This is a genomic window from Devosia sediminis (genome assembly GCF_016411825.1).
Lineage (GTDB): Bacteria > Pseudomonadota > Alphaproteobacteria > Rhizobiales > Devosiaceae > Devosia > Devosia sediminis.
The window spans coordinates 961,579-984,332 of the sequence record NZ_JAEKMH010000001.1; the positions used below are offsets into that span (position 1 = coordinate 961,579).

At 63.9% G+C, this 22,754-nt stretch carries 24 protein-coding genes and 2 tRNA genes; 17 read left to right on the forward strand and 9 right to left on the reverse strand.

Annotated features, from left to right (window positions below):
* Window positions 1-71 precede the first annotated feature (71 nt).
* Together JEQ47_RS05010 and JEQ47_RS05015 are read left to right on the forward strand one after the other, a co-directional pair.
* Entirely contained in the window at window positions 72-215 is a 144-nt protein-coding gene (locus tag JEQ47_RS05010; RefSeq protein WP_198875274.1) for a hypothetical protein, read from the forward strand.
* 104 nt (window positions 216-319) lie between these two features.
* Entirely contained in the window at window positions 320-1,519 is a 1,200-nt protein-coding gene (locus JEQ47_RS05015) for a DUF2336 domain-containing protein (RefSeq protein WP_198875275.1), read from the forward strand.
* On the opposite strand, the gene JEQ47_RS05020 is transcribed toward JEQ47_RS05015, so the two are convergent.
* Window positions 1,516-2,277, reverse strand: a complete 762-nt coding sequence (locus tag JEQ47_RS05020; RefSeq protein ID WP_198875276.1) for an NAD kinase — start codon at window positions 2,275-2,277, stop codon at window positions 1,516-1,518. The two genes, JEQ47_RS05015 and JEQ47_RS05020, sit on opposite strands and share 4 nt — an antisense overlap.
* Before the next feature lie 329 nt (window positions 2,278-2,606).
* Between JEQ47_RS05020 and cysD the strand changes: the two genes are divergently transcribed.
* Both cysD and cysN read left to right on the forward strand, forming a co-directional pair.
* Entirely contained in the window at window positions 2,607-3,515 is a 909-nt protein-coding gene (gene cysD, locus JEQ47_RS05025; protein WP_198875277.1) for a sulfate adenylyltransferase subunit CysD, read from the forward strand.
* Window positions 3,516-3,517: 2 nt separating this feature from the next.
* Window positions 3,518-5,404 (forward strand): sulfate adenylyltransferase subunit CysN, encoded by a 1,887-nt coding sequence (gene cysN, locus JEQ47_RS05030; RefSeq protein WP_198875278.1) that lies wholly within the window; start codon window positions 3,518-3,520, stop codon window positions 5,402-5,404.
* Window positions 5,405-5,413: 9 nt separating this feature from the next.
* Here cysN and JEQ47_RS05035 read toward each other — a convergent pair whose 3' ends face one another.
* Complete coding sequence (locus tag JEQ47_RS05035; RefSeq protein WP_198875279.1) at window positions 5,414-6,646, reverse strand: ROK family protein; 1,233 nt, start codon at window positions 6,644-6,646, stop codon at window positions 5,414-5,416.
* 225 nt (window positions 6,647-6,871) lie between these two features.
* On the opposite strand from JEQ47_RS05035, the gene xylF reads away from it, so the two are divergent.
* The 8 genes from xylF (at window position 6,872) to JEQ47_RS05070 (ending at window position 13,497) form a co-directional block, all read left to right on the forward strand.
* Window positions 6,872-7,906: a D-xylose ABC transporter substrate-binding protein gene (xylF, locus tag JEQ47_RS05040; RefSeq protein WP_198875280.1), complete on the forward strand. Its 1,035-nt coding sequence runs from the start codon at window positions 6,872-6,874 to the stop codon at window positions 7,904-7,906.
* A gap of 111 nt (window positions 7,907-8,017) precedes the next feature.
* Window positions 8,018-9,337, forward strand: coding sequence for a sugar ABC transporter permease (locus tag JEQ47_RS05045; RefSeq protein WP_198875281.1), 1,320 nt, complete (start codon window positions 8,018-8,020; stop codon window positions 9,335-9,337).
* A 10-nt stretch (window positions 9,338-9,347) separates the two neighbouring features.
* Complete coding sequence (locus JEQ47_RS05050; protein ID WP_198875282.1) at window positions 9,348-10,130, forward strand: ATP-binding cassette domain-containing protein; 783 nt, start codon at window positions 9,348-9,350, stop codon at window positions 10,128-10,130.
* Between the two features lie 48 nt (window positions 10,131-10,178).
* Window positions 10,179-10,919 carry a DUF1345 domain-containing protein gene (locus tag JEQ47_RS05055; RefSeq protein WP_198875283.1) on the forward strand — a complete coding sequence of 247 codons (741 nt, stop codon included), beginning with the start codon at window positions 10,179-10,181 and terminating at the stop codon, window positions 10,917-10,919.
* Between the two features lie 72 nt (window positions 10,920-10,991).
* Window positions 10,992-11,186 (forward strand): hypothetical protein, encoded by a 195-nt coding sequence (locus JEQ47_RS05060; RefSeq protein WP_198875284.1) that lies wholly within the window; start codon window positions 10,992-10,994, stop codon window positions 11,184-11,186.
* Between the two features lie 23 nt (window positions 11,187-11,209).
* Window positions 11,210-12,103 carry an SPFH domain-containing protein gene (locus tag JEQ47_RS05065; protein WP_198875285.1) on the forward strand — a complete coding sequence of 298 codons (894 nt, stop codon included), beginning with the start codon at window positions 11,210-11,212 and terminating at the stop codon, window positions 12,101-12,103.
* Window positions 12,104-12,165: 62 nt separating this feature from the next.
* Window positions 12,166-12,297 carry a hypothetical protein gene (locus JEQ47_RS20925; protein WP_268905701.1) on the forward strand — a complete coding sequence of 44 codons (132 nt, stop codon included), beginning with the start codon at window positions 12,166-12,168 and terminating at the stop codon, window positions 12,295-12,297.
* Window positions 12,298-12,369: 72 nt separating this feature from the next.
* Complete coding sequence (locus JEQ47_RS05070; RefSeq protein ID WP_198875286.1) at window positions 12,370-13,497, forward strand: S-(hydroxymethyl)glutathione dehydrogenase/class III alcohol dehydrogenase; 1,128 nt, start codon at window positions 12,370-12,372, stop codon at window positions 13,495-13,497.
* A gap of 131 nt (window positions 13,498-13,628) precedes the next feature.
* Here JEQ47_RS05070 and JEQ47_RS05075 read toward each other — a convergent pair whose 3' ends face one another.
* Window positions 13,629-13,982: a cupin domain-containing protein gene (locus JEQ47_RS05075; RefSeq protein ID WP_407931775.1), complete on the reverse strand. Its 354-nt coding sequence runs from the start codon at window positions 13,980-13,982 to the stop codon at window positions 13,629-13,631.
* Window positions 13,983-14,107: 125 nt separating this feature from the next.
* Here JEQ47_RS05075 and JEQ47_RS05080 point away from each other — a divergent pair, with 125 nt between their 5' ends.
* The 3 genes from JEQ47_RS05080 (at window position 14,108) to JEQ47_RS05090 (ending at window position 15,988) form a co-directional block, all read left to right on the forward strand.
* Complete coding sequence (locus tag JEQ47_RS05080; RefSeq protein WP_328768446.1) at window positions 14,108-14,569, forward strand: AAA family ATPase; 462 nt, start codon at window positions 14,108-14,110, stop codon at window positions 14,567-14,569.
* Window positions 14,562-15,026, forward strand: coding sequence for a YaiI/YqxD family protein (locus tag JEQ47_RS05085; protein ID WP_198875289.1), 465 nt, complete (start codon window positions 14,562-14,564; stop codon window positions 15,024-15,026). The genes JEQ47_RS05080 and JEQ47_RS05085 overlap by 8 nt, the downstream gene beginning before the upstream one ends.
* 212 nt (window positions 15,027-15,238) lie before the next feature.
* Window positions 15,239-15,988, forward strand: coding sequence for a polysaccharide deacetylase family protein (locus JEQ47_RS05090; RefSeq protein WP_236020647.1), 750 nt, complete (start codon window positions 15,239-15,241; stop codon window positions 15,986-15,988).
* Here the strand turns inward: JEQ47_RS05090 and JEQ47_RS05095 are convergent.
* The 5 genes from JEQ47_RS05095 to JEQ47_RS05115 all read right to left on the reverse strand — a co-directional run bounded on the left by JEQ47_RS05095 (window position 15,974) and on the right by JEQ47_RS05115 (window position 19,240).
* Window positions 15,974-17,224, reverse strand: a complete 1,251-nt coding sequence (locus tag JEQ47_RS05095) for an FAD-binding protein (RefSeq protein ID WP_198875290.1) — start codon at window positions 17,222-17,224, stop codon at window positions 15,974-15,976. The genes JEQ47_RS05090 and JEQ47_RS05095 overlap by 15 nt on opposite strands.
* Complete coding sequence (locus JEQ47_RS05100) at window positions 17,221-17,613, reverse strand: hypothetical protein (protein WP_198875291.1); 393 nt, start codon at window positions 17,611-17,613, stop codon at window positions 17,221-17,223. Before JEQ47_RS05100 ends, JEQ47_RS05095 begins: the two co-directional genes overlap by 4 nt.
* Complete coding sequence (gene rlmB / locus JEQ47_RS05105) at window positions 17,610-18,368, reverse strand: 23S rRNA (guanosine(2251)-2'-O)-methyltransferase RlmB (RefSeq protein ID WP_198875292.1); 759 nt, start codon at window positions 18,366-18,368, stop codon at window positions 17,610-17,612. Before rlmB ends, JEQ47_RS05100 begins: the two co-directional genes overlap by 4 nt.
* 51 nt (window positions 18,369-18,419) lie before the next feature.
* Complete coding sequence (locus JEQ47_RS05110) at window positions 18,420-19,007, reverse strand: hypothetical protein (RefSeq protein WP_198875293.1); 588 nt, start codon at window positions 19,005-19,007, stop codon at window positions 18,420-18,422.
* Between the two features lie 148 nt (window positions 19,008-19,155).
* Window positions 19,156-19,240 (reverse strand) — tRNA-Tyr (locus JEQ47_RS05115).
* 199 nt (window positions 19,241-19,439) lie between these two features.
* Here JEQ47_RS05115 and JEQ47_RS05120 point away from each other — a divergent pair.
* Together JEQ47_RS05120 and JEQ47_RS05125 are read left to right on the forward strand one after the other, a co-directional pair.
* A tRNA-Gly gene (locus tag JEQ47_RS05120) sits at window positions 19,440-19,513 on the forward strand.
* 124 nt (window positions 19,514-19,637) lie between these two features.
* A complete protein-coding gene (locus JEQ47_RS05125) occupies window positions 19,638-21,953 on the forward strand; it encodes an NADP-dependent malic enzyme (RefSeq protein WP_198875294.1) in 2,316 nt (771 codons plus the stop codon).
* 61 nt (window positions 21,954-22,014) lie between these two features.
* On the opposite strand, the gene JEQ47_RS05130 is transcribed toward JEQ47_RS05125, so the two are convergent.
* Window positions 22,015-22,743, reverse strand: coding sequence for a FadR/GntR family transcriptional regulator (locus JEQ47_RS05130; protein ID WP_198875295.1), 729 nt, complete (start codon window positions 22,741-22,743; stop codon window positions 22,015-22,017).
* Between the last annotated feature and the right edge of the window lie 11 nt (window positions 22,744-22,754).

Below are 22,754 nucleotides of genomic sequence, written 5' to 3' on the forward strand. Positions count from 1 at the left end.
TGACTGGCACAGGCGTTAACTTTTGGACGGCAGAGTGTTGCCATCTCGCGCGGATAGCGCCGGAGGAACAAATGCAGCGTATCGACACAATCAAACACCGCACCATCTCCGTGCCACGCGGATGGTATGTGCTGGGTCTGGCGGCGCTGTCCTGGGCCCTGGTGATTGCCGGTGGAACCGCTGTCACTTCGAGTGTGACCCTGCTGCTGGGCTAGAATGTGGCGAACGCCAATCCTTACCGCCCTGCCTCCCCGTTATGGTGAACCGTTCCTTAAGCACTGACCAATAGGGTGATTTCCGCCAGTGTGCGGAGATAGTCATGATTGAGTACAGCGCGTTTTCCAAGCTTTCGCAATCGAGCGACAGCGATGCGCGTGGACATGCGGCGCATCTGGCGGCACTGGCCTACCTCCAGCACAAGGGGCCGGCCGACGAACAGGCGGCGCTCTATGCGGCGCTGATCTCATTTCTCGACGACCCGTCCATAAAGGTGCGAGCGGCGCTGGCCTATGGTCTGCTGCATTCGGCGGAAGCGCCGCGCCCGGTCATTCTGTCGCTGCTGCGGGACAGTCCGATCATTGCGCGGGCCGTGCTGCAGTATTCGCCTGTCCTCGTCGATGCGGACATGGTGCCGCTGGCTCGCAATGCGGACAGTGCAACGCTGATCGCCATTGCCCAGCGTGCCAGCCTTTCGCCGCGGCTTGCGGAAATCCTGATCGGCCGCGGCGATCGCAGCCTGACGCTGCGCGTGCTGCAGCGGCCGGGGCAGGTGCTTGGCGAACAAATTCTGCTGCAACTGGCGCAGGAGCAGGGCGAGGACGCGCAGATACGGGGGGCGCTGCTGGCGCTCGATACCCTGCCGGACCGGGCCAGGCTGCACCTTGTCAGCCTCGCCACCGAGGCCCTGCGCTTGTGCCGCCTGGTCAAGGGCGCGCTGGCGCCGGACCGGCTGGAGCGGCTGCTGCGGGATGGCAAGGATTCGGCGCTGGCGACGATCGGCGAGACCGCCTCGGACGCGCAGCGCGACAAGTTCGTCGAGGACCTGGTCGGCTCGGACCGCATGAACATGCGCATCCTGCTCCATTCCATCGCCACCGGGCGGGTCATGTTTTTCTCGGCGTGTCTCGCCAACCTGTCGGGCAGCTCGCGGGACAAGGTGCTGGGCCTGCTCGAACATGGCAGCCGTGCTGCCATCGGCGCGCTGATGGTGCGCTGCCGGATCGAGCCTGCCCTGGGACGCCTACTGGTGCGGATGGTGCTGCATGCGCGCAGTGCCGACCTGCTCGACGACCTAGCAGCCCGGCACTATGTGGTTACGGCGCTGACCGAGGAACTGCTTGCCGAATATGACGGCGACATTCCCGCCGAGCTCGAAGAGGCCTTTGCCTATCTGGGCGAACAGAATGTGCGGCTTGCCCGCAAGGCGGCGCGGGGCGTGCTTTCCGCCTTTGCCGCGTCCAGCACGGCGAGCCTTGCCCTGCCGTCACCAGCGCCGCAACTGGAATTGCCGGCGGCCTAGAAGCGAAACTGCTCGCTCAGCACCCGCTCCTCGAGCGTGGTGCCCGGATCGAACAGCAGGGTGACGCCGTGGCTGCGGTCCTCGGTAACGGTGACTTCCAGCACATCCTTGAATTCCACATTGTCGGCCACTGCACTCACCGGGCGCTTTTCCGCTTCCCGGGTGACGAACTTGACGGCTGCCCGATTGGACAGGATGGCGCCGCGCCAGCGGCGGGGGCGGAAGGGGGAGATCGGCGTCAGGGCCAGCAGCGGCGCCTCGATGGGCAGGATGGGGCCGTGTGCGGAGAGATTATAGGCGGTTGAACCGGCCGGCGTCGCGAGCAGCGCGCCGTCGCAGATCAGTTCATCGAGCCGGACTTCGCCATCGACGATGATCTGCAGCTTGGCCGCCTGATAGGTCGAGCGGAACAGCGAGACTTCGTTGATGGCGAGCGCCGTGCGCGTCTGGCCCGAGGCGTCGAGCACCGTCATGGCCAAGGGGTAGATGACCGTGCGCTGGCTGGCCTGCAAGCGGTCGATGAGGCGCGCTTCGCTATAGGGGTTCATCAGGAACCCGACGGAGCCGAAATTCATGCCATAGACCGGCTTGCCGGTGCCAAGGACACGATGCAGCGTCTGCAGCATCAAGCCGTCGCCGCCCAGGGCAATGACCGCATCGGCCGTGTCCAGATCCGCTTCCCCGTAGAGCCGGCGCAGCCGCGCCGCTGCGTCCTGGGCCGCCGGAGTTTCGTTGGTCACGACGCAGATAGTGTTCATGCGGCCCGGTCCTTGCGACTGACATGTCGGCCGCCTGCGTAACACGGGACGGAATGGCTCGCCAGCGCGGCGGCTCCCCGGCAGCCGGCGCCGTGAGGGGAAGAGGCGGGAACTTTTTTTCTCCCGGATACCGCAGTCGCGCATCGGTCGAACCGGCTGAAGCGGGCTTGATGGTGCGGTTTCATAGCCAGCGTTCCTGCGAAGGCAAATTTGCCTCAACTGCCCGTATTGCCGGGCTTTTTCGCGGTTTCCGGCTTGCTGGAGCGGGGTGAGGAAAGGTACGAAATGGCCCTGTTGCCACGCGTGTGGCCCTATGCCGGATCGGGACCTTGAACCAAAGTCGATTGACGCATCTGCAAGCACTCGAAGCTGAGAGCATCGAGATCCTGCGCGAAGTAGCGGCCAGCTTCGAGCGGCCGGTGATGATGTATTCCATCGGCAAGGATTCGAGCGTGCTGCTGCATCTGGCGCGCAAGGCGTTCTTTCCCAGCAAGATCCCGTTTCCGCTGCTGCATGTGGACACCACGTTCAAGTTCAAGGAAATGATCGCTTTCCGCGACAAGACGGCGGCGGATTATGGCTTCGACCTGATCAGCCACACCAATCCCGATGGCGTGCGGGACAATATCAACCCGTTCACGCATGGCTCGTCGCGCTATACCGACATCATGAAAACCCAGGCGCTGCGACAGGCGCTCAATGCCGGTCGCTATGACGCGGCCATTGGCGGCGCCCGTCGGGACGAGGAAAAGTCGCGCGCCAAGGAGCGCGTCTTCTCGCATCGCAATGCGGCCCATGCCTGGGACCCGAAGAACCAGCGCCCCGAACTCTGGCGCACGTTTAATGCCCGCCTCAATCCGGGCGAGAGCATGCGCGTGTTTCCGATTTCCAATTGGACCGAGCTCGACGTCTGGACCTATATCTATTCGGAAGGCATTCCGATCGTGCCGCTCTATTTTGCCAAGCCGCGTGCGGTGGTGGAGCGCTCGGGCACGCTGATCATGGTCGACGACGAGCGGTTGCCACTCAATCCCGGCGAAACGCCGCGAGAGGAAACGGTGCGGTTCCGTACCCTCGGTTGCTACCCGCTGACCGGGGCCATCCGGTCCAATGCGGCCGACCTGCCGTCGATCATCATGGAAATGCAGGCCAGCCGCACCTCGGAGCGGGAAGGCCGGCTCATCGATTCCGACTCCGTCGGCTCGATGGAGAAGAAGAAGCAGGAAGGCTATTTCTGAGAATGTCGCTCGCCATGGCCACTCCCGATACCGATCTCGACCTCTGGCTGGCACAGCAGACCGACAAGTCGCTGTTGCGCTTCCTCACCTGCGGCAGCGTCGATGATGGCAAATCGACCCTGATCGGACGGCTGCTCTATGACAGCCAGCTCATCCTCGACGACCAGTTGGCGAGCCTGCGCAAGGAAAGCCACAATCGCACCGTGGGCGACGAGGGGATCGACTTCTCGCTGCTCGTCGATGGGCTGGTTGCCGAGCGCGAGCAGGGCATCACCATCGACGTCGCCTACCGGTTCTTTTCCACCGACAAGCGCAAGTTCATCGTCGCCGATACGCCGGGCCACGAGCAGTATACGCGCAACATGGCCACCGGCGCCTCCAATGCCGACCTCGCCCTGTTGCTGATCGACGCGCGCAAAGGCGTGCTCACCCAGACGAGGCGGCACAGCTTCATTCTCTCGCTGATCGGGGTGAAGCATGTGGTGCTTGTCATCAACAAGATTGACCTTGTCGACTACGATCAGGCGACTTTCGATCGCATCGTTGCCGAGTATAAGGCGTTCGCTGCGCCGCTGGGCTTCCAGACGCTCAGCGCCGTGCCGGTTTCGGCCCTGCGCGGCGACAATATCCTGACGCCGAGCGACAAGACGCCCTGGTTCAACGGCACGCCGCTCATGCCCTATCTCGAGAGCATCGACGTGGCGGAGGACCGGACGGCACAGAAGTTCCGCTTCCCGGTGCAGTGGGTCAACCGCCCGAACCTCGATTTCCGCGGCTTCTCTGGAACGGTCGCGTCCGGGTCGGTATCGGTAGGCGACGAGGTGCTGATCGCCTCCTCGCGCAAGCCGGCCGTCATCAACCGCATCGTCACCATGGACGGCGACCTGCCGCGCGCCATTGCCGGTCAGGCCGTGACACTGGTGCTGGACCGTGAAGTCGACATTTCCCGCGGCGATGTGCTGAGCCATCCGGGCCACACGCCCGAATATTCGAACCAGTTCCAGGCGCGGCTGATCTGGATGAACGAGGAGCCGGCCTATCCTGGGCGATCTTATCTCCTCAAGATCGGTTCGCAGACCGTTCCGGCGGCCATTACCGACCTCAAATTTCGCACCAATGTAAACACGCTGGATCAGACCGCGGCGACCAAGGTCGACCTCAACGAGGTCGCGACAGTCACCATCGCCACCGACAAGCCGCTGGCCTTCGACCCCTATGCGAGCAATCCGCTGACCGGCGGGTTCATCCTCATCGATCGGCTGTCCAACGCCACACTGGGTGCGGGCACGATCGATTTCGGGCTGCGGCGCGCGCAGAACCTCACCTACCAATCCTTCGACGTGAACCGCGCCGTGCGCGCGCAGATGAAGGGGCAGACGCCTCGCATCGTCTGGTTCACCGGCCTGTCCGGCTCTGGCAAATCTTCGGTCGCCAATATTCTCGAAAAGCGGCTGACCGCTGAGGGCCGCCACGCCTATATCCTGGATGGCGACAATGTCCGGCACGGACTGAACAAGGACCTCGGCTTCACCGAAGCAGCGCGCGTGGAAAACATCCGCCGCGTGGCCGAAGTGGCCCGGCTGATGGCAGATGCGGGATTGATCGTCCTGGTCTCGTTCATCTCGCCCTTCGAGAAGGAGCGGCGGCTGGCGCGCGAAATCGCCGGGGACATCGACTTTACCGAGGTCTATGTCGATACGCCCATCGAGGTGTGCGAGCGGCGCGATCCGAAAGGCCTCTACAGGCGGGCACGTGCCGGCGAGATCAAGAACTTCACCGGGATCGACTCGCCATTCGAAGCGCCGAGCAATCCAGAGCTGGTGCTGCACGGCGCCGACGCGGAGCCGGCGGCCCTGGCCGACGAGCTGCACGCCTTCCTCAAGCTCTAGCGTCCGGCGTCACACCCGGACTTCGGAGGGGAGGGCCGCGATGTCGGTGTCATCGACTGCGGCCAGCGTCTTCATCAGCAGGCCCCGGAAGATAGGCTCCTTCTCGTCGAGATGAGCGGAGATGACGGGAAGGCCATTGATGCTGCAGACGAGGGAGGCCGTGAGCGCGGCCTCGATTTCTCCCCGCATGAACGACAGGGCGCGCGCGCCTGGGCCCACCAGCAGAATGTGGGACGGGTCGAACATGGCCAGCATGCGGCTGAGGCCAAAGCCGAGCGCACGTCCGGCCAGGTTGAAGCCATGGGTGGCGGCGCGGTCGCCCTGTTCGGCGCGCTGGATCAGCGAGTCATATTGCTGGGTTGGGACGGCCGGGGCAGGGGTGGCCGTCTCGGGCACGGAATAGCTGGTGCGCAGCACGCCATAATCGGCGGCATAGGCCTCAATACAGCCGCGCATGCCGCAGCGGCAGAGCGCCCCGTTGGGAATGTGGTTCATATGCCCGAATTCGGTGGCGCCGCCTTCGCTCCTGCCCATGATCTGGCCATGCAGGCTGAGCCCCATGGCGACGGTCGAGCCGATGAACACCGTCGCGACGCTGGCGTCATGCAGGTTCGGATCGAGCCAGCGGGTGCCTTCGGCGAGCAATCGGCCGCGCTTGTGCACGGCGACGGCGACGCCGGCCTCGGCCGCGATCTCGGTGGCAAACGGTGAACCAGCCAGATGGGCGATCGGCGACCATTTCAAACCACTGCCGTCGCGATCCAGAATGCCCTGAACGGAAATGGCGATGCGACGGATCAGTGGCGCGGCGACCGGGTTGCGCTGGCGCAGTGCGGAAAGATGTTCGAGCAGGAATGCCGTCGGTGAGGCCGCTGCAAAAGTCTGCGGTGTGACGGCCGTCTCGATGCGATCGACGAGCACGCCCGCATAGTCGACCAGCGACGCGCGCAGGCGATTCACGTCGAGCTCGAACAGGACCACATAGGCGGCCTGGCGCCGGAAGCCGACAAGGGTGGCAGGACGTCCGCGCATACGTCCGTCGGCCGGGCCGGGCGTGGAAAGCTCCTCCACCACCCGCTGGTTGAGCAGATCCTGCATGATGGCGGTGACACTGGCATGGCTCAGCCCGGTAAGGCCGGCCAAGACGGTGCGCGACTGCGGCCCGCCGGAGCGGAGGGCAGCCAGAAGCAGCCCGCGGTTCTCCCGCCGGACGCTATCGCTGTCGCTGACCTTCCGCGTCAAGCACGCACCTCCAACCCCAGGCCCTAATCAGCACTCAATCGGCTGGATCGCAACCGGTGATTATCTTCGGGCTCCGAAATTGACGTTGACATGCCGCGTTCACACATGCGAGAGCTTTTTTCGAGCAGTAAAAATAATGCTCAAGGCGCAGGGAGGCGGCGCCTGGTTGGGGTTATGCCGCCAACTTGCATGGCGGGCAGCATGCTGCCCTTTGGGAGGACATCTATGAACAAGTTTGCAGCGATTCTGCTCGCATCGACGGTCCTTTGTGGAACCGCGATCGCGCAGGACCAGATCGTGGTCGGCGTTTCCTGGAACAACTTCCAGGAAGAGCGCTGGAAAACCGACGAAGCCGCCATCAAGGCCGCACTCGAAGCCGCTGGCGCCCAGTACATCTCGGCCGACGCCCAGTCGTCCGCATCCAAGCAGTTGACCGACATCGAAAGCCTGATCAGCCAGGGTGCCGATGCGATCATCGTGCTGGCCCAGGACAGCGACGCCATCGGTCCCGCCGTGGCCGCCGCCGTTGCCGAAGGTATCCCGGTGGTTGGCTATGACCGCCTGATCGAGAACCCCGATGCCTTCTACCTGACCTTCGACAACAAGGAAGTCGGCCGCATGCAGGCCCGCGGCGTGTTCGAAGTGCAGCCGGAAGGCAACTACGTCTTCATCAAGGGCAATTCGGCTGATCCGAATGCGGACTTCCTGTTCGCCGGCCAGATGGAAGTGCTGCAGGAAGCCGTGGATTCGGGCGCCATCGTCAATGTCGGCGAAGCCTATACCGACAACTGGAACCCGGAAGTCGCCCAGGCGAACATGGAACAGTTCCTGACCGCCAACAATAATGAAGTCGACGCCGTCGTCGCCTCCAATGACGGCACTGCCGGCGGCGCCATCGCTGCCCTCAGCGCCCAGGGTCTCGCCGGTTCGGTACCGGTGTCCGGCCAGGACGGCGATCACGCCGCCCTCAACCGCATCGCGCTCGGCACCCAGACGGTGTCGGTGTGGAAGGATGCGCGCGAACTGGGCAAGAAGGCCGCCGAAATCGCGGTCGAACTCGCTGGCGGGACGGCGCTCGATGCCGTGACCGGGGCGACCAAGTTCGCCGACGGCCCGAACGGCGTCGAAATGAACGCCGTGCTGCTGGCTCCCGTGCCGATCACCAAGGACAACCTCAACCTCGTCATCGACGCGGGCTGGGTAGCCAAGGACGTGGTCTGCCAGGGCGTCGCCGCCGGTTCGGTGGCTGCGTGTAACTGAGGCCAAACTGGCTTAGACTGGTAAGGGGTGCCGCGGCGTCATGCGCTGCGGCACACCCATACCGGATCGCGCCCCGGTCCGCCGGAGCGCTGCTTCCCCAGGGAGAAACTGATGGCCGACCAGCGCGCCATGTCCAGCACCACGCATCATAGTCAGATGGTGCAGAATCCGCTCCAGCGCTTTCTTCTGGCGACGGAGATCGATACCCGCCTTCTGGGGATGATCGGCGCGCTCGCCACTATCTGGATCGGCTTCAACTTCTTTTCGGGCGGGCTGTTCCTGACCCCCCGCAATCTCTGGAACCTGTCGGTGCAGACCGCATCGGTCGCCGTCATGGTCACCGGCATGGTGCTGGTCATCGTCACCCGCAATATCGACCTTTCCGTCGGCTCGATCCTCGGGCTGGTCGGTATGGTCATGGGCGTGATGCAGACGCAGATCCTGCCGGTGCAACTGGGCCTGGGGCTCGGCCATCCGGCCATCTGGATCCTGTCGCTGGCAACCGGCCTCATCGTGGGCACGGGCATCGGTGCCCTCCAGGGCGGGATCATCGCCTATCTCAAGGTGCCGGCCTTTATCGTGACGCTGGGTGGTTATCTCGTCTGGCGCGGCGCCGCCTGGTGGGTCACTGCCGGACGCACCGTGGCCCCCATGGATACCAAGTTCCAGCTCATGGGGGGCGGCCCGGCTGGCTCCATCGGCAGCCTGTGGAGCTGGGTCGTCTGCGTGATCGCCTGCGCCGCCATCGTCGTCGGCCTCTACTTCGGGCGGCGGCAACGCCAGCGCTTCAATTTTCCGCAACGTCCGGTCTGGGCCGAGGTGTCGCTGGCGCTGATCGGCTGCGGCGCGACGATCGCTGCCGTCTGGGTGGCGAACGCCTATCCCTGGCCGACGCGGATCGCCGAGAATTACGCCGCGGCCAGCGGCATCCCGGTGCCCGAGGGCGGGCTGTTCATTTCGCACGGCATTGCCATTCCGGTGCTGATCGCGGTCGGCGTGGGCGTGGTGATGACCTTCCTCGCCACCCGCACGCGGTTCGGCCGCTATGTTTATGCCGTGGGTGGCAATCCCGAAGCGGCGGAACTTGCGGGCATCAATACCCGCTGGGTGACGGTCAAGATATTCATGCTGATGGGCGCGCTCTGCGCAATTGCAGCGGCGATCTCGTCGGCCCGCCTTAATGCCGCGACCAATGCACTGGGCACGCTGGACGAGCTCTATGTCATCGCTGCGGCGGTGATCGGCGGCACCTCGCTTGCCGGTGGTGTCGGCACCATCGCGGGCGCGCTGCTCGGAGCGCTGGTCATGCAGTCGCTCCAGTCGGGCATGGTGCTGATGGGCATCGACAGCCCGCTGCAATCCATCGTGGTTGGTATCGTCCTGGTTTTCGCGGTGTGGCTCGACACGCTCTACCGCCGGAACAAGCATTAGGAGTTGCGTTATGCTGGATACCGGCACGCCACTGGTCGAAATGACCGACATCTCGATCTCGTTCGGCGGCATCCGCGCCGTCGACCATGCCTCGATCGACCTGCATAGCGGGGAAGTGGTCGGCCTTTTGGGCCACAATGGCGCGGGCAAGTCGACGCTGATCAAGATCCTCTCCGGCGCCTACAAGCGCGATGCCGGCGAAATCCGCATCAATGGCGAGACGGCTGTCATCAACAATCCGCGCGACGCCAAGGGCTATGGCATCGAGACGATTTACCAGCAGCTCGCCGTGGCCGACAATGTGGACGCCGCGGCCAACCTGTTCCTCGGGCGGGAAATGGTGACGTCGCTGGGCACGCTCGACGACGCGGCCATGGAGTCCAAGGCGCGCGAAGTGATGGGCCGGCTCAACCCGAATTTCCGCCGTTTCAAGGAGCCAGTGAAGGCGTTGTCGGGCGGCCAGCGCCAGTCCGTCGCCATTGCCCGGGCGATACTCTTCAATGCGCGCATCTTGGTCATGGACGAGCCGACTGCCGCGCTGGGCCCCCAGGAAACGGCGCAGGTGGGCGAGCTGATCAAGCAGCTCAAGTCCGAGGGCATCGGCATTTTCCTCATCAGCCACGATATCCACGACGTGTTCGACCTGGCTGACCGGGTCGTGGTGATGAAGAACGGCAAGGTGGTGGGCGAGGCCCGGACCTCAGATGTCACCAAGGACGAAGTGCTGGGCATGATCATCATGGGCAAGGTGCCGCCGGGCGCCACGCCGGGGCCGGGAGCCATTGCGGGCTGACGGCGTTGAGGGGGTGCCGGCACGCTGCCGGCATCCGGAAGCGTCAACATGCCCAAAACCGTATCCCGACCCGCCCGTGGTCAGCCTCCGCGCCGCAAGACCAATGCCAAGCAACCTGCACGCCAGGAGCATGGACCGGCTCTGAAGCGGCTCATGCCGCGCCATGCGCCATTCTATTTCGGCCTCGCCATCGGCGTGGTGACCTTTCTGGCTGCGCTGTGGCTGATGCCGCAGCATTCCATAGGCCTGGGTGCGACCGGTCTCTTCGTCGGTTTCCTGCTGCTGACACTGCTCAAGCTTCCCTATCTCACCGCTGACTATCTGCGCGAGAACGCGCGGGACGAGGATACGCCCGCGGGCGGCATCTTCCTCATCGTGCTGATCGTGGTAACCGCCTCGGTGGTCTCGCTGTTTCTCGCGCTGATGGGTGGCGAAAGCCCCGACCCCTGGGCCGTGGCGATCAGCGTCGTCTCGGTGCTGCTGGGGTGGTTCACGGTGCAGGCCATGGGCGCGCTGCATTATGCCTATGAGTTCTACCAGGTGGATGCCGCCGCCGAGGGCGCGGCTGTCGAGGGTGGCCTCGACTTCCAGGGCGACGAAGACCCCGATGGCTACGACTTCATGTACTTCTCCTATACGGTCGGAACCTCAGTCGCGACGTCGGATACCAAGGTGGAAAGCCACAAGATGCGCCGGCTGGTCATGGTGCATCTGATCTTTTCGCACCTGTTCAACACCATCATCCTGGCGGCTGCCGTCAACGTCATGCTGAGCCTGGGCGGCTCCTGAGCCGCCGGCAGATTCAGGTTGCGTCCGGTGCAATCAAAGTGATATCACTTTGATATCGCAGTGGAGGCGCGGATGGAAAACGAGCAGAAGCCGGTCAGCCAGTTGGTGGCGCAGGGATGGGAGATCATCGACAGTTCCTCCTGCGTCGATTCCATGGGTCGAATGGTGCATTCGGTGCTGTTGCGCCGCCATCGCCAGCACAGGTTCGTCACCATCAGCCGCAAGTTGCTTGGCGGTGGCGTCACCGTCGAAGAACGCGACGTCTAGGCACTGAGGGAAGGGAGATCATCGTGGAACAGGTTCAGATTCCCCGCACCGGGGAAAAGCTCATCGCTCGCAGCAGCGGCGTGCCAATGCTCATCGTGGTTGCCGGGCTCATCCTTGCGGCGGTGGCCATATTCTTCGTCGGCGTCAGCGGCGAGGCCAAGGTGCTGCTGGTGCTCAGCTCGATCGGCATCCTCGTGGTCGCCGTGCTGATCGCCTGCGGCTTCTACAATCTGCAGCCCAATCAGGCCGCAGCGATCACGCTCTTCGGCGCCTATATCGGCACCGACCGTAACCCTGGTCTCGGCTGGGTGCTGCCCTGGTATGGACGCACCAAGATCAGCCTGCGTGTCCGCAACGTCACCAGCGAAACGCTCAAGGTCAACGACAAGCGCGGCAACCCAATAGAGATCGCCGTCAACGTGGTCTGGCGGGTGCAGGATTCGGCGCAGGCGCTGTTCGACGTCGACAATTACACGGCTTTTGCCGGCATCCAGATCGAGACCAGCCTCCGCGAGGTGGCGCGGCAATATTCCTACGACCACTCAGAGGACGAGGAACCGACACTGCGCGACGACGCCGAGCTGATCGGCGAGCGGCTGCGCGCGGACCTTTCCGCCCGAGTCGCCGTGGCTGGCATCCAGGTCGACGAGGTCCACCTGATGCACCTGGCCTATGCGCCCGAAATTGCCGGTTCGATGCTCAAGCGCCAGCAGGCCGAGGCTGTCATCGCGGCGCGCCAGAAGATCGTGGCGGGTGCGGTGGGCATGGTGGAAATGGCTCTCAACCAGCTCAGTGCCCGCGACGTGGTGGACCTGGACGAAGAGCGCAAGGCCGCGATGGTCTCGAACCTGTTGGTGGTGCTCTGTGCCGACCGCGAGGCGCAGCCCGTGGTCAATGCCGGCACGCTCTATACCTGATCGTGGCTTCACCCGGTAAACGCGCATTCCTGTTTCGCACGGCGCCCGAGCTTTTGGACGCCGTGGAACGTCTCGCCGCGTCGGAGTTCCGCAGCGTCAATGCGGAGATGGAAGTGCTGGTGCGCGAGGCGTTGGCGCGGCGCGGCATCAAGGTGGCCAAGCCGCCAAAGGATGGCACCGTCTCGGACGATTGAACGGGCGGCGGCGTTGTCCCTCCCGCCCGGCTGTGCGAGTGTCCCCCGGATTCGTTGCCTGGAGTATGTCGCATGAAAACCCGTGCCGCCGTTGCTTTCGCCGCTGGAAAGCCGTTGGAAATCGTCGAAGTCGATCTCGAAGGCCCCAGGGACGGCGAGGTTCTCATCGAGATCAAGGCGACGGGCCTCTGCCATACCGACGATTTTACCCTATCCGGTGCGGATCCCGAGGGCCTCTTTCCCTCGATCCTCGGCCATGAAGGCGCGGGCGTGGTGGTGGATGTCGGCCCCGGCGTCACCAGCCTCAAGAAGGGTGACCATGTCATCCCGCTCTACACGCCGGAATGCCGCGAGTGCTACGCCTGTCGGTCGGGCAAGACCAATCTTTGCACCGCCATCCGCGCCACGCAGGGGCAGGGCGTGATGCCGGATGGCACGTCGCGCTTCTCGTTCGAGGGCAAGCCGATCTTCCACTACATGGGCTGCTCGACCTTCTCCAACTACACAGTCATGCCTGAGATTGCGGTGGCCAAAATCGACCCCGCAGCCGCCTTCGACAAGATCTGCTATGTCGGCTGCGGCGTCACCACGGGCATCGGCGCGGTGATCAATACGGCCAAGGTGGAGATCGGCGCGACGGCCGTGGTCTTCGGCCTCGGCGGCATCGGCCTCAATGTCATTCAGGGCCTGCGCCTGGCGGGCGCCGACATGATCATCGGCGTCGATATCAACAACAGCAAGAAGGAGTGGGGCGAGCGCTTCGGCATGACCCATTTCGTCAACCCTACCGAAATCGGCGAGGATGTGGTTCCCCATATCGTCAATCTGACCAAGCGCCGGGGCGATCTGATCGGCGGCGCCGATTATACCTTCGACTGCACTGGTAGCACCAAGGTTATGCGTCAGGCGCTTGAATGCAGCCATCGCGGGTGGGGCAAGTCGGTGGTGATCGGCGTGGCCGGAGCGGGGCAGGAGATTTCCACCCGGCCGTTTCAGCTCGTCACCGGACGCACATGGATGGGCACGGCCTTCGGTGGCGCCAAGGGCCGCACCGATGTGCCAAAGATCGTCGACTGGTATCTCGACGGCAAGATCGAGATCGATCCGATGATCACCCATACCCTGCGCCTCGAGGACATCAACAAGGGCTTCGACATGATGCACAAGGGTGAGAGCATCCGCAGCGTCGTGGTCTACTGAACCATTAGATAGAGGTGCCCATGATCGGACTGATGATGAATTCGCCGCACAGACGTTTGCTGGCTTTGGCATCTGTCCTCGCGCTCACCGTTGGCGTGGGTCTTGCCTTGGCTACCGGGGTGCTGGGCTGATCATTCCAGCCACTCCGTGCTGAACTGACTGGCCTCGTGGATGTCGATCTGTTCGAGCGTCCCGGGGCCAAGATTCTCGAACTTGTGGGCAACATTGGCGGGGCAGGTGATGATCTGCCCCGCGCTTGCCTCGAACCGGTCCTCGCCGACCGTGAACAGAGCGCGCCCCTTGCGGATGATGAAGGTTTCGGCGTAGGGATGCCTATGCAGCCGCGGCCCTCCGCCCGGCTTGTCGGTGTGGACGAAGATCACGCTGACATTGGCGCCCAAATGGCGGCCCTCGATTTCCCCGCGCCAGACGCCCGCGTCATCCGACGCCCCTGACCATTGCGCGCGGTCCACCAATTTCCCCACCATTTGCCTTCTCCTCACCGCAGCACCATGCTGCCTGCACAAGGACGAACCATGCCCCTGCATTCCGACAAACTTTTTGTTCTCTCCGGCGCTCCGGGCGCAGGCAAGACGACGCCGCTCGCGGCATCCGGGTGGGCAGGGAAGCGGCGCGTGCCGTGATCCAGGTGCAGACGGCCATTGATGGGCCGGCGCTGCAATGGCGGGACCCGGCGCGATTTGCGGAACTGATGCTGGACCGGGATATCCAGACCCACGAGATGCTGGCGGCGACGGGGGAGGTGGCGCTGTGCGATCGCGGCCTTCCGGACCTGATCGCCTATGGTCGCATCATGAACCTCGCCGAAACCGCCCATTTCGAGCGAGCCGCCCGGCTCTACCGCTACAATGCCACGGTGTTCCTCGCGCCGCCGTGGCGCGAAATCCATGTCGAGGATGCCGAGCGCATCGAGGGCTGGGAGCATGCGCAGCGGATCTATCCGGGGCTGCGTGACGCCTATGTGGAAATGGGCTATCGCGTGGTGGAACTGCCCAAGGCGCCGGTGGACCAGCGCCTGGCCTTTGTGATGGACGCCATATCGCATGCCTGACCCGCAAATCTTCGTCGATGCCGATGCCTGCCCGGTCAAGGAGGAGGCGAAGAAGGTGGCCGAGCGGTTGGGCCTTGTCATCACCTTTGTCAGCAATGGCGGGGTGCGGCCGTCGCGCGATCCGATGGTGCGGGTTGTGGTTGTGCCGGCCGGGGCCGATGCGGCGGATGACTGGATCGTCGACCAGGCGGCGGCGAATGACATCGTTCTCACCGCTGACATTCCGCTGGCGAGCCGATCCATTGACAAGGGCTGCCATGTGCTGGGCTTTACCGGGAAACTCTTCACGACGGCATCGATCGGCATGGCGCTGGCCATGCGCGATCTCAAGCAGCACCTGCGCGAGACCGGCGAGATCCAGGGCTACAACCCTGGCTTCCGGCCAGCGGACCGATCGGCTTTCCTGAGCGCCCTAGACACCCTCGGGCGGAAGGCTAAAGCATTGGCCGGTAAGTAGTTCTTAAGAGTTTCCAAGGGGAATATTAACCATAATCGCAAATTGTGAGTGGGCGTTGATTTGGCGTCAGGGGTGCTCACTTGCGGTTGTTGCGTACGCTATTTGCAGTGGGCCTCGTCACGGCCGGGCTGGCCGGTTGTGCCAAGCCGATCCGTCACACGGACACTGTCGCCGGCTTGTCTCCGCGGGCGGACAATGTGGTGACAGCCAGCATGGCGCAGACCCCGTCGGCGCGGCTCGATCAATCCATGCCCAACCGCATCCTGTCGTCGACAAACCTGGCTGGGCGTACGCTGGAAGTCGCATCGACGGCGGACATCATCCTCCGCCCGGGCGAAGTCATCCTGACCTTTGACGATGGCCCGCGGCCGGGCAAGACCCCCGCTATTCTCGATACGCTGGATCGCTATGGGGTGCGGGCGACGTTCCTGATGCTCGGCTCGGCTGCAAAGGCCCACCCGCTGCTCGCCCAGGAGGTCGCGCAGCGCGGCCACACGGTGGGCAGCCATACCTATGACCATACCGATCTCGGCAACCTGTCGCGGCAGGCGGCCCTCAACGAAATCGCGCGGGGCGAAGCCGCCGTCGCCGATGCGCTGGCCAACGAACAGTTATCGCCTTTCTTCCGCTTTCCCTATCTGTCACAGACCGGTTACCTGAGGACCACACTGCTGCAGGGCGACATGGTGGTGCTCGATGTCGATATCGACAGCAAGGACTATTACAAGGACAGCATCGAGGTGATCACTGCGCGCACGCTCGACCGGCTGGAAGCGCGGGGCAGCGGCATCATTCTCTTTCACGACATTCACCAGCGCACGGTCGACATGCTGCCCGGCTTCCTTGCCGAGCTCGACGCGCGTGGGTACTCGGTGGTGCGTCTCGTACCGAAGTCGCCCGGTGTTTTCGGCCGCAGCGTGATCACGGCCGAGACCGGCCTGCCGGGATCAGTCGAACAGTAGTTTCGTAACGAAGTCGTTGCGGAATTTCCCTGCCGGATCGAGGCGGTCGGCCAGGTCGCGGAAGGCGTCCATCTGCTTGTAGTGCGGCCGGATGCCGGACGGGGGCAGGGTGAAGACCTTGGCCCAGTGCGGGCGCGGGTTGAATGGCGCCAGCGCGGCTTCGACGACTTTTACCGCGGCAATGGTCGCGTCCCATTCGGGCTTCCAGGTGAAGTGAAAGCCGACCGTGTCCCCACCGTAAGCCGAGCTCAGCCAGAGCTTATCCGCGGCTACGGTGCGAACTTCAGAAATCATCAGGGCGGACGAGAACTGGTCCTGCACCCTGAAAAGCGCTGCGATGGCGGCTGGGGCATCGGCGCGCGCGACGAACAATTCCGACTGCAACTCGGCACCGGCCGAGGCCGTGTTGCCGATGGAAAAATGGAAGAGCCGTTCGTGCCAGGGCCCGGCAACGCCCATCTGTCCGGTGCAGACAGTGCCGTCGAGACCCGGAATGGGGTGGCAGGGGCCGGTTGCAGCTGTGGCGCCCAGGATGTCCTCGACCGGATCGTCGCCGCCGGCAAGGGCCTTGACCCAGACCTGGTCGACCGCCTCGCCCTGCCAGCGGGTGAAGAGGCTGACGCTGTAGGCGCGGCTCATCACGGCGTCGAAATTGTCGATGAGGGCAGGGACGGGCAGGCCAAGATAGACATTCTGCCGGATGTCATAGTCGGGCAGCAGGTCAAGCGTGAGTTCGACCATGACGCCAAGGGCGCCGAGATTGACGACCGCGCCATCAAAGTCAGTGTCGCCGCGCCGCAGCGTCAGAAGCTCGCCGCTGCCGGTGACGAAGGCAATGGCGCTGACGGCGGCGGACAGATTCTGATTGGCATCGCCCGACCCGTGGGTGGCCGTGGCGACGGCGCCCGCGAGGGTGATGCTGGGCAGCGAAGCCACGTTGCCCAGAGCAAAGCCGGCGGCATGCAACACGGGCGCGACATCGGCATAGGTTGCTCCGCCATCGACGGTGACCGTGCCTGCTGCGGCATCGATGTCGATCCGGCGCGGCAGGTGCGCCAGCGAGATCAGGGTCTCGTCGGTATCGGCTATGCGGTTGAACGAATGCCCGGAGCCGAGAACGCGCACCTTGCGGGCGGCACGAACGAGGTCCTGGACCTCGGCGACAGATCGGGGGCGCGCCAGCGACCGGGCCGCGAAGGTGATGTTTCCGGCCCAGTTGCGCAGCGTTTCGGTCATTCTTCCTCGTCGTCCTCGACGTCGGTCAGGTAAACGGAAATCTCGATGTCGATACCGTATCCGGCAATAGCGGCAACGGCATGAGCGGGCAGGCGAGCCGACATCGCCTCGCCCTCATGCGGATAATCGAAGGCGATGTCGAGCACGGCCTTGCCGATGCGGCGGTCGTCCAGCATGGCGGCAAGGGCCGGGCCCGAGCGCTCCGCCAGATCGAGGACGGCGCGCACGGGATTGTCCACCGGCACGTCGACCTGCGCATAGAAACTGTTGTCGGCATCTTCCGGCTCGTAGCGGACACTGAGCTGCTTCAGCGCAACATCGAGATCGGCTTGTGGGACGGTTACGCCGGCGAGGCGCAGCGCCATGGCGAAGGGCTCGAACGTGCTCATGCGGTGCGTCCGGCGGTGGCCGCGAACAGGGCGATGGCCGCGGCATTGGAGACGTTGAGTGACTTGATCGGGCCGGGCATGTCTAGGCGCACCATCTCGTCACAGAGTTCGCGGGTGCGCTGGCGCAGACCCTTGCCCTCGGCGCCCATGACCACGGCCATGGGGCGCGCATCGGTGCGTGGACGAAGCGGCGCTTCGGCCTCGGAGTCGAAGCCCAGGACCAGGAGACCGCGCTGCTTGAGCTTTTCCAGCGTGTCACCGAGGTTGCGGACCTCGATCATCGGCACAAGGTCAAGCGCGCCGGAGGCGGCCTTGGCCATGACGCCGGTTTCGCGCGGCGAGTGGCGGGCTGTAGTGATGACGGCATCGGCGCCAAAGGCGCAGGCAGTGCGCAGAATGGCGCCGACATTGTGCGGATCGGTCAACTGGTCGAGCACGACGACCAGCTTGAGATCCTTGATGTCGTCGAGCCCGAAGCGGCTGACCGGATCGACCTCGAGGGCCGCGCCCTGATGGACGGCTTCGCCGCCCAGAAGGCGGTCGAGTTCCTTGGGATTGGTCTCGGTGACCTTGACCTTACCGAATTCGGCGCCGGTTTCCTTGAGCCGGTTGAGGGCATTGGGGGTGACCAGCAGCTCCTTCTTGAGGCGCTGAGGATTGTCCAGCGCGGCGCGCACGGTGTGCAGGCCATAAAGATAGACCGGACCGGTATCGGGATCGTATTTGGGCTTGGGCGGAAACTTGTTGCGGCTCATGGCGGAGCGGTATCGGGTTTCCGATGTTTCCGCAAGGATAGCCCGATACGCTCAGTTGGCGAACGGGTCCTCATCGGGGCGCGCCTTCTTCTTCTTGCCGGCAAACGGGTCGGCTGCGGGCGCGGCAACCTGCTCTTCCTGGCAATCGAGCATGGCATTGGTGGCGCGGGCGCTGCCGGAGAGGCTGAGCTTGGCGATGGACTGGCCGTCGTAGAACAGCGTCACCGCATTCTTGCGCACGAACTCATCGAAGAACTCGATGTCGGAGCCGAAGACATAGAGAAAATTGACGTCGCCACCCATGTTGACGCCGGTGGCGCCCGCCGTCCATTCCGGCTCGCGGTCGAATTGCAGGGCCACGTCGTATTCGCCACCATCTTCGATGGATGCCCAGCGGTCATTGCCGAACATGATGTACCAGCGATCGTCATCGGCCGACATGTCGAGGCCAATGCGCATTACGGTGCCATCGTCATATTCGTTGAGCGCGAAGCAGGAATTGTCGAGCGTCGGGTCAACGGCAATCAGCCAATCGCCGACCTGGCCCCAATCGGTCGTGTCTTGCGCGGCAACCGGGGCGGCCAGCAGGGCGGCAGCCATGGCCAGGCTCAAGGCTCGTGAGATTTTCTGTTTTGCCATCGTTGCATCCCCCAAAGACCAATTCGCTCAAGTGGATATGAAGCAGACCGGAAGCGCGGAGTCGAGAGGGCAGTACCGGTGCTACGGGGGCCAAAAATGCACGAACCCGCAGATTTGATCGGGCAGGCGCCGCGATGTCGGGGCAGGGTGGTGGAGGGGACTGGATTCGAACCAGTGTAGCCTGAGGCGTCAGATTTACAGTCTGATGGATTTAACCACTCTCCCACCCCTCCACATTTCCGGGCAGGACACGAAGCGCTCTCGCGTTTCGTCGGGGCGGTTTATGGTGGGCTGTCGCAAAGGTGTCAACACCCTTGCGCTACTCTCCCGCAAGAAATTGGCCCGACAGGCTTATTGTGGAAAGCGCGGCACCCACACCCTTGCCAGCGCAGGCCGGTTCGCGCTAATCCCTGCCTTGGCCTTCAAGCCCTTGCGGGTATAGCTCAATGGTAGAGCAGCAGCCTTCCAAGCTGAATACGCGGGTTCGATTCCCGCTACCCGCTCCAAAACTCCCCTCATGAATATGCCCTGACCGTCCCGCTATGGCGGGACATCGCCGGCTTCTGGCTGCCGATATCGACCAAAGTATTGCTTTTGCGCAGACCGCTGCCCTGATCTTTGGGGGAACAGATGGGCTTGCGGCGAAAAGTGCCGCCCTGGCATGGCCCGAGCGAGGAGAGAACAGTGTCTGACACACCCAGCCTGCGCGACGCCGCGCTGCATTTCCACGAATATCCGCGCCCCGGTAAGCTGGAGATCGTGGCCACCAAGCCGCTGGCCAATACGCGCGACCTGTCTCTGGCCTATTCGCCCGGCGTCGCCATTCCCTGCGAGGAAATCGCCGCCAATCCGGCCGATGCCTATAAATACACGTCCAAGGGAAACCTCGTGGCCGTGATCTCCAACGGCACGGCCGTGCTGGGCCTTGGCAATATCGGCGCGCTGGCTTCGAAGCCGGTGATGGAAGGCAAGGCGGTGTTGTTCAAGAAGTTCGCGGGCATCGATTCCATCGATCTCGAAATCAACGAGCAGGACCCCAAGCGCTTCATCGAGATCGTGGCGCCGCTCGAACCCAGCTTCGGCGGTATCAACCTCGAGGACATCAAGGCGCCCGAATGCTTCGAAATCGAGGAAGCGCTGCGCGAGCGCATGAACATCCCGGTGTTCCATGACGACCAGCACGGCACGGCCATCATCGTGGCGGCGGCGGTCATCAATGCCATGCGGCTGGTGAAGAAGGATATCGGCCAGGTCAAGATCGTGACCTCGGGCGCCGGAGCGGCGGCCATTGCCTGCATGAACATGCTGATCGCGGTCGGTGCAAAGCGGGAAAACATCTGGATCGCCGACAGCAAGGGCCTCGTCACCAAGAAGCGCGACAACAGCGTCGATCGCTGGCGCGGCGCCTTTGCGCAAGATACGGACGCCACCGAACTGGCCGACGTGATGGCTGGCGCCGACATCTATGTCGGCCTCTCCAAAGCCGGGGCGCTGAAGCCGGAAATGATGCGGGACATGGCGGAGAACCCGCTGATCCTGGCGCTTTCCAACCCGATCCCGGAAATCATGCCGGAACTGGCCAAGGCCACGCGGGCGGACGCGCTGGTCTGCACCGGGCGGTCGGATTATGCCAACCAGGTCAACAATGTCCTCTGCTTCCCGTTCCTGTTCCGGGGTGCGCTCGATTGCGGCGCTACTATCATCAACGAGGAGATGAAGGCGGCGGCGGCGCATGCCATTGCAAAGCTCGCGCATGAACCCGGCCTCGAGGCCACTGCGCATGGTGTGCCGGCGATCTTCGGGCCGGATTACCTGATCCCCAATCCGTTCGACCAGCGCTTGATCCTGCGGATAGCCCCGGCTGTCGCCAAGGCGGCGATGGATTCGGGCGTTGCCAAGCGGCCGATCGAGGATTTCGACGCCTATCGCGACCAGTTGCGCCGCTTCGTCTTCCGTTCGGGCCTCGTGATGAAGCCGATGATCGAGCAGGCCCAGGCGACCGACAAGCGCATTGCCTTTGCCGACGGCGAGGACGAGCGCGTGCTGCGCGCCGCACAAGTGATCCTCGAGGACGGCATCGGCAAGCCGATCCTGATCGGGCGCCCGCTGGTGATTGAGAGCCGGCTCGAACGCTTCGGCCTCACCATCCGTCCGGGCAGGGATTTCGAGGTCATAAATCCGGAAGACGATCCGCGCTATCGCGATTACGTGGACGAGTTCCACGCGCTGGTGGGCCGCAAGGGCGTAACCCCCGATACCGCGCGTACCATCGTGCGCACCAATACCACGGTCATCGGGGCACTGGGCGTGCGGCGTGGCGATGCCGATGCGCTGATCTGCGGGCTGCAGGGCCGCTTCATCAAGCATGCCCGCGATATCCATTCGATCATCGGCGTGGCGCCGGGAGCGCAGCAGCTCTCGGCACTGTCAATGCTGATCCTCAATCGCGGCGTGTTCTTCCTGGCCGATACCTATGCCAATATCGACCCCAGCGAGGACGAGCTGGTTTCCATTGCGCTCCAGGCGCGGGACCACCTCAAGCGCTTCAATATCGACGCCAAGGCCGCGCTGCTGAGCTATTCCAACTTCGGCTCCCGCGATGGAGACACGTCGATCAAAATGCGGGCCGTGTTCGAAAAGCTGCAGAGGCTGGCGCCGGATCTGGTGGTCGAGGGCGAAATGCAGGGCGACCTGGCGGTCAATGCCGAGCTGCGCGAGCGCTATATCCCCGACTCCGTGCTCAAGGGCGAAGCCAACCTGCTGATCTTCCCCAATCTCGAAGCTGCAAACCTGTCCATGACGCTGCTCAAGGAACTCAACAACGGCCTTCATATCGGGCCGATCCTGATGGGTACGGCCAAGCCGGCGCATATTCTGGCGCCGACCGTCACCAGCCGTGGCATCGTCAACATGGCGGCAATCGCGGCCACCGAGGCGGCAGGGTAGGGCCGGAAGTGGGCGGAGCAGGAGGCGCGCCGTCCCCGGCCTTTGCCGACAGGTGTGCGCGCTAGACTGCCTGGCTTTCGTCGAGCAGCCGGATGCTTTCATAGAGTTTTGCCGCCGCTTCCGGGGTGCCGCTCTCGATGGCGGCGGTGAGGTCGATGAAACGACCGGCCAGGGCGGTGCGATAGGCCTCCGCACCCATGGTGCGGTCGCGGGTCAGAGCCAGGGCCAGGGTCAGTTCGATCACGCCGAGGATCGAACGGAGCAGCGGGTCGCGACCGCTCTCGGCGATGACGCCATGGACTTCGAGGCAGGCGAGCCCGAACTGCTCGATGCTGTCGCCGGCCGTTTCCATCTGGTGGCACCAGTATTTGAGCAGGCGCACGTGCTCGGCGGTGCGATGGCGGGTGGCCAGGGCAATCATCGGCGTTTCGAGCGCCGCCCGGACGCGAAAGAGGCTCTCGTAGAGGCCGGGATCGGGCGCGGCGTGGTAGTGCCAGGCCAGGACCTGCGGATCAAAGAAATTCCAGCGGCTCTTGGGCGAGACACGGGTGCCGACCTTGGGCCGCGCTTCCACGAGCCCCTTGGCCTCAAGCGTTTTCAGCGCCTCTCGCAGGACAGTGCGGGAGACGCCGTATTTTTCCATCATCACCGCGTCGCTGGCCAGCACCGAACCGATGGGAAATTCACCGGTAACAATGGCATGACCGATTTCGTTGATGACGAAATTGTGGAAGTTGCGTGCAGCGCGCCGCCCGGACAGTGAGCGGATGAGGCCGCCGGTTTCTATCATGGTGGCGCTTT

Coding starts and splice junctions, on each gene's coding strand:
- JEQ47_RS05055 (WP_198875283.1), top strand. CDS start 10,179: ATGCCCAAAACCGTATCCCGACCCGCCCGTGGTCAGCCTCCGCGCCGC.
- JEQ47_RS05020 (WP_198875276.1), bottom strand. CDS start 2,277: ATGAACACTATCTGCGTCGTGACCAACGAAACTCCGGCGGCCCAGGAC.
- JEQ47_RS05085 (WP_198875289.1), top strand. CDS start 14,562: ATGCCTGACCCGCAAATCTTCGTCGATGCCGATGCCTGCCCGGTCAAG.
- JEQ47_RS05015 (WP_198875275.1), top strand. CDS start 320: ATGATTGAGTACAGCGCGTTTTCCAAGCTTTCGCAATCGAGCGACAGC.
- JEQ47_RS05130 (WP_198875295.1), bottom strand. CDS start 22,743: ATGATAGAAACCGGCGGCCTCATCCGCTCACTGTCCGGGCGGCGCGCT.
- JEQ47_RS05060 (WP_198875284.1), top strand. CDS start 10,992: ATGGAAAACGAGCAGAAGCCGGTCAGCCAGTTGGTGGCGCAGGGATGG.
- JEQ47_RS05110 (WP_198875293.1), bottom strand. CDS start 19,007: ATGGCAAAACAGAAAATCTCACGAGCCTTGAGCCTGGCCATGGCTGCC.
- JEQ47_RS05010 (WP_198875274.1), top strand. CDS start 72: ATGCAGCGTATCGACACAATCAAACACCGCACCATCTCCGTGCCACGC.
- JEQ47_RS05050 (WP_198875282.1), top strand. CDS start 9,348: ATGCTGGATACCGGCACGCCACTGGTCGAAATGACCGACATCTCGATC.
- rlmB (WP_198875292.1), bottom strand. CDS start 18,368: ATGAGCCGCAACAAGTTTCCGCCCAAGCCCAAATACGATCCCGATACC.
- JEQ47_RS05100 (WP_198875291.1), bottom strand. CDS start 17,613: ATGAGCACGTTCGAGCCCTTCGCCATGGCGCTGCGCCTCGCCGGCGTA.
- JEQ47_RS05125 (WP_198875294.1), top strand. CDS start 19,638: ATGGGCTTGCGGCGAAAAGTGCCGCCCTGGCATGGCCCGAGCGAGGAG.
- xylF (WP_198875280.1), top strand. CDS start 6,872: ATGAACAAGTTTGCAGCGATTCTGCTCGCATCGACGGTCCTTTGTGGA.
- JEQ47_RS05045 (WP_198875281.1), top strand. CDS start 8,018: ATGGCCGACCAGCGCGCCATGTCCAGCACCACGCATCATAGTCAGATG.
- cysN (WP_198875278.1), top strand. CDS start 3,518: ATGTCGCTCGCCATGGCCACTCCCGATACCGATCTCGACCTCTGGCTG.
- JEQ47_RS05070 (WP_198875286.1), top strand. CDS start 12,370: ATGAAAACCCGTGCCGCCGTTGCTTTCGCCGCTGGAAAGCCGTTGGAA.
- JEQ47_RS05095 (WP_198875290.1), bottom strand. CDS start 17,224: ATGACCGAAACGCTGCGCAACTGGGCCGGAAACATCACCTTCGCGGCC.
- JEQ47_RS05090 (WP_236020647.1), top strand. CDS start 15,239: ATGGCGCAGACCCCGTCGGCGCGGCTCGATCAATCCATGCCCAACCGC.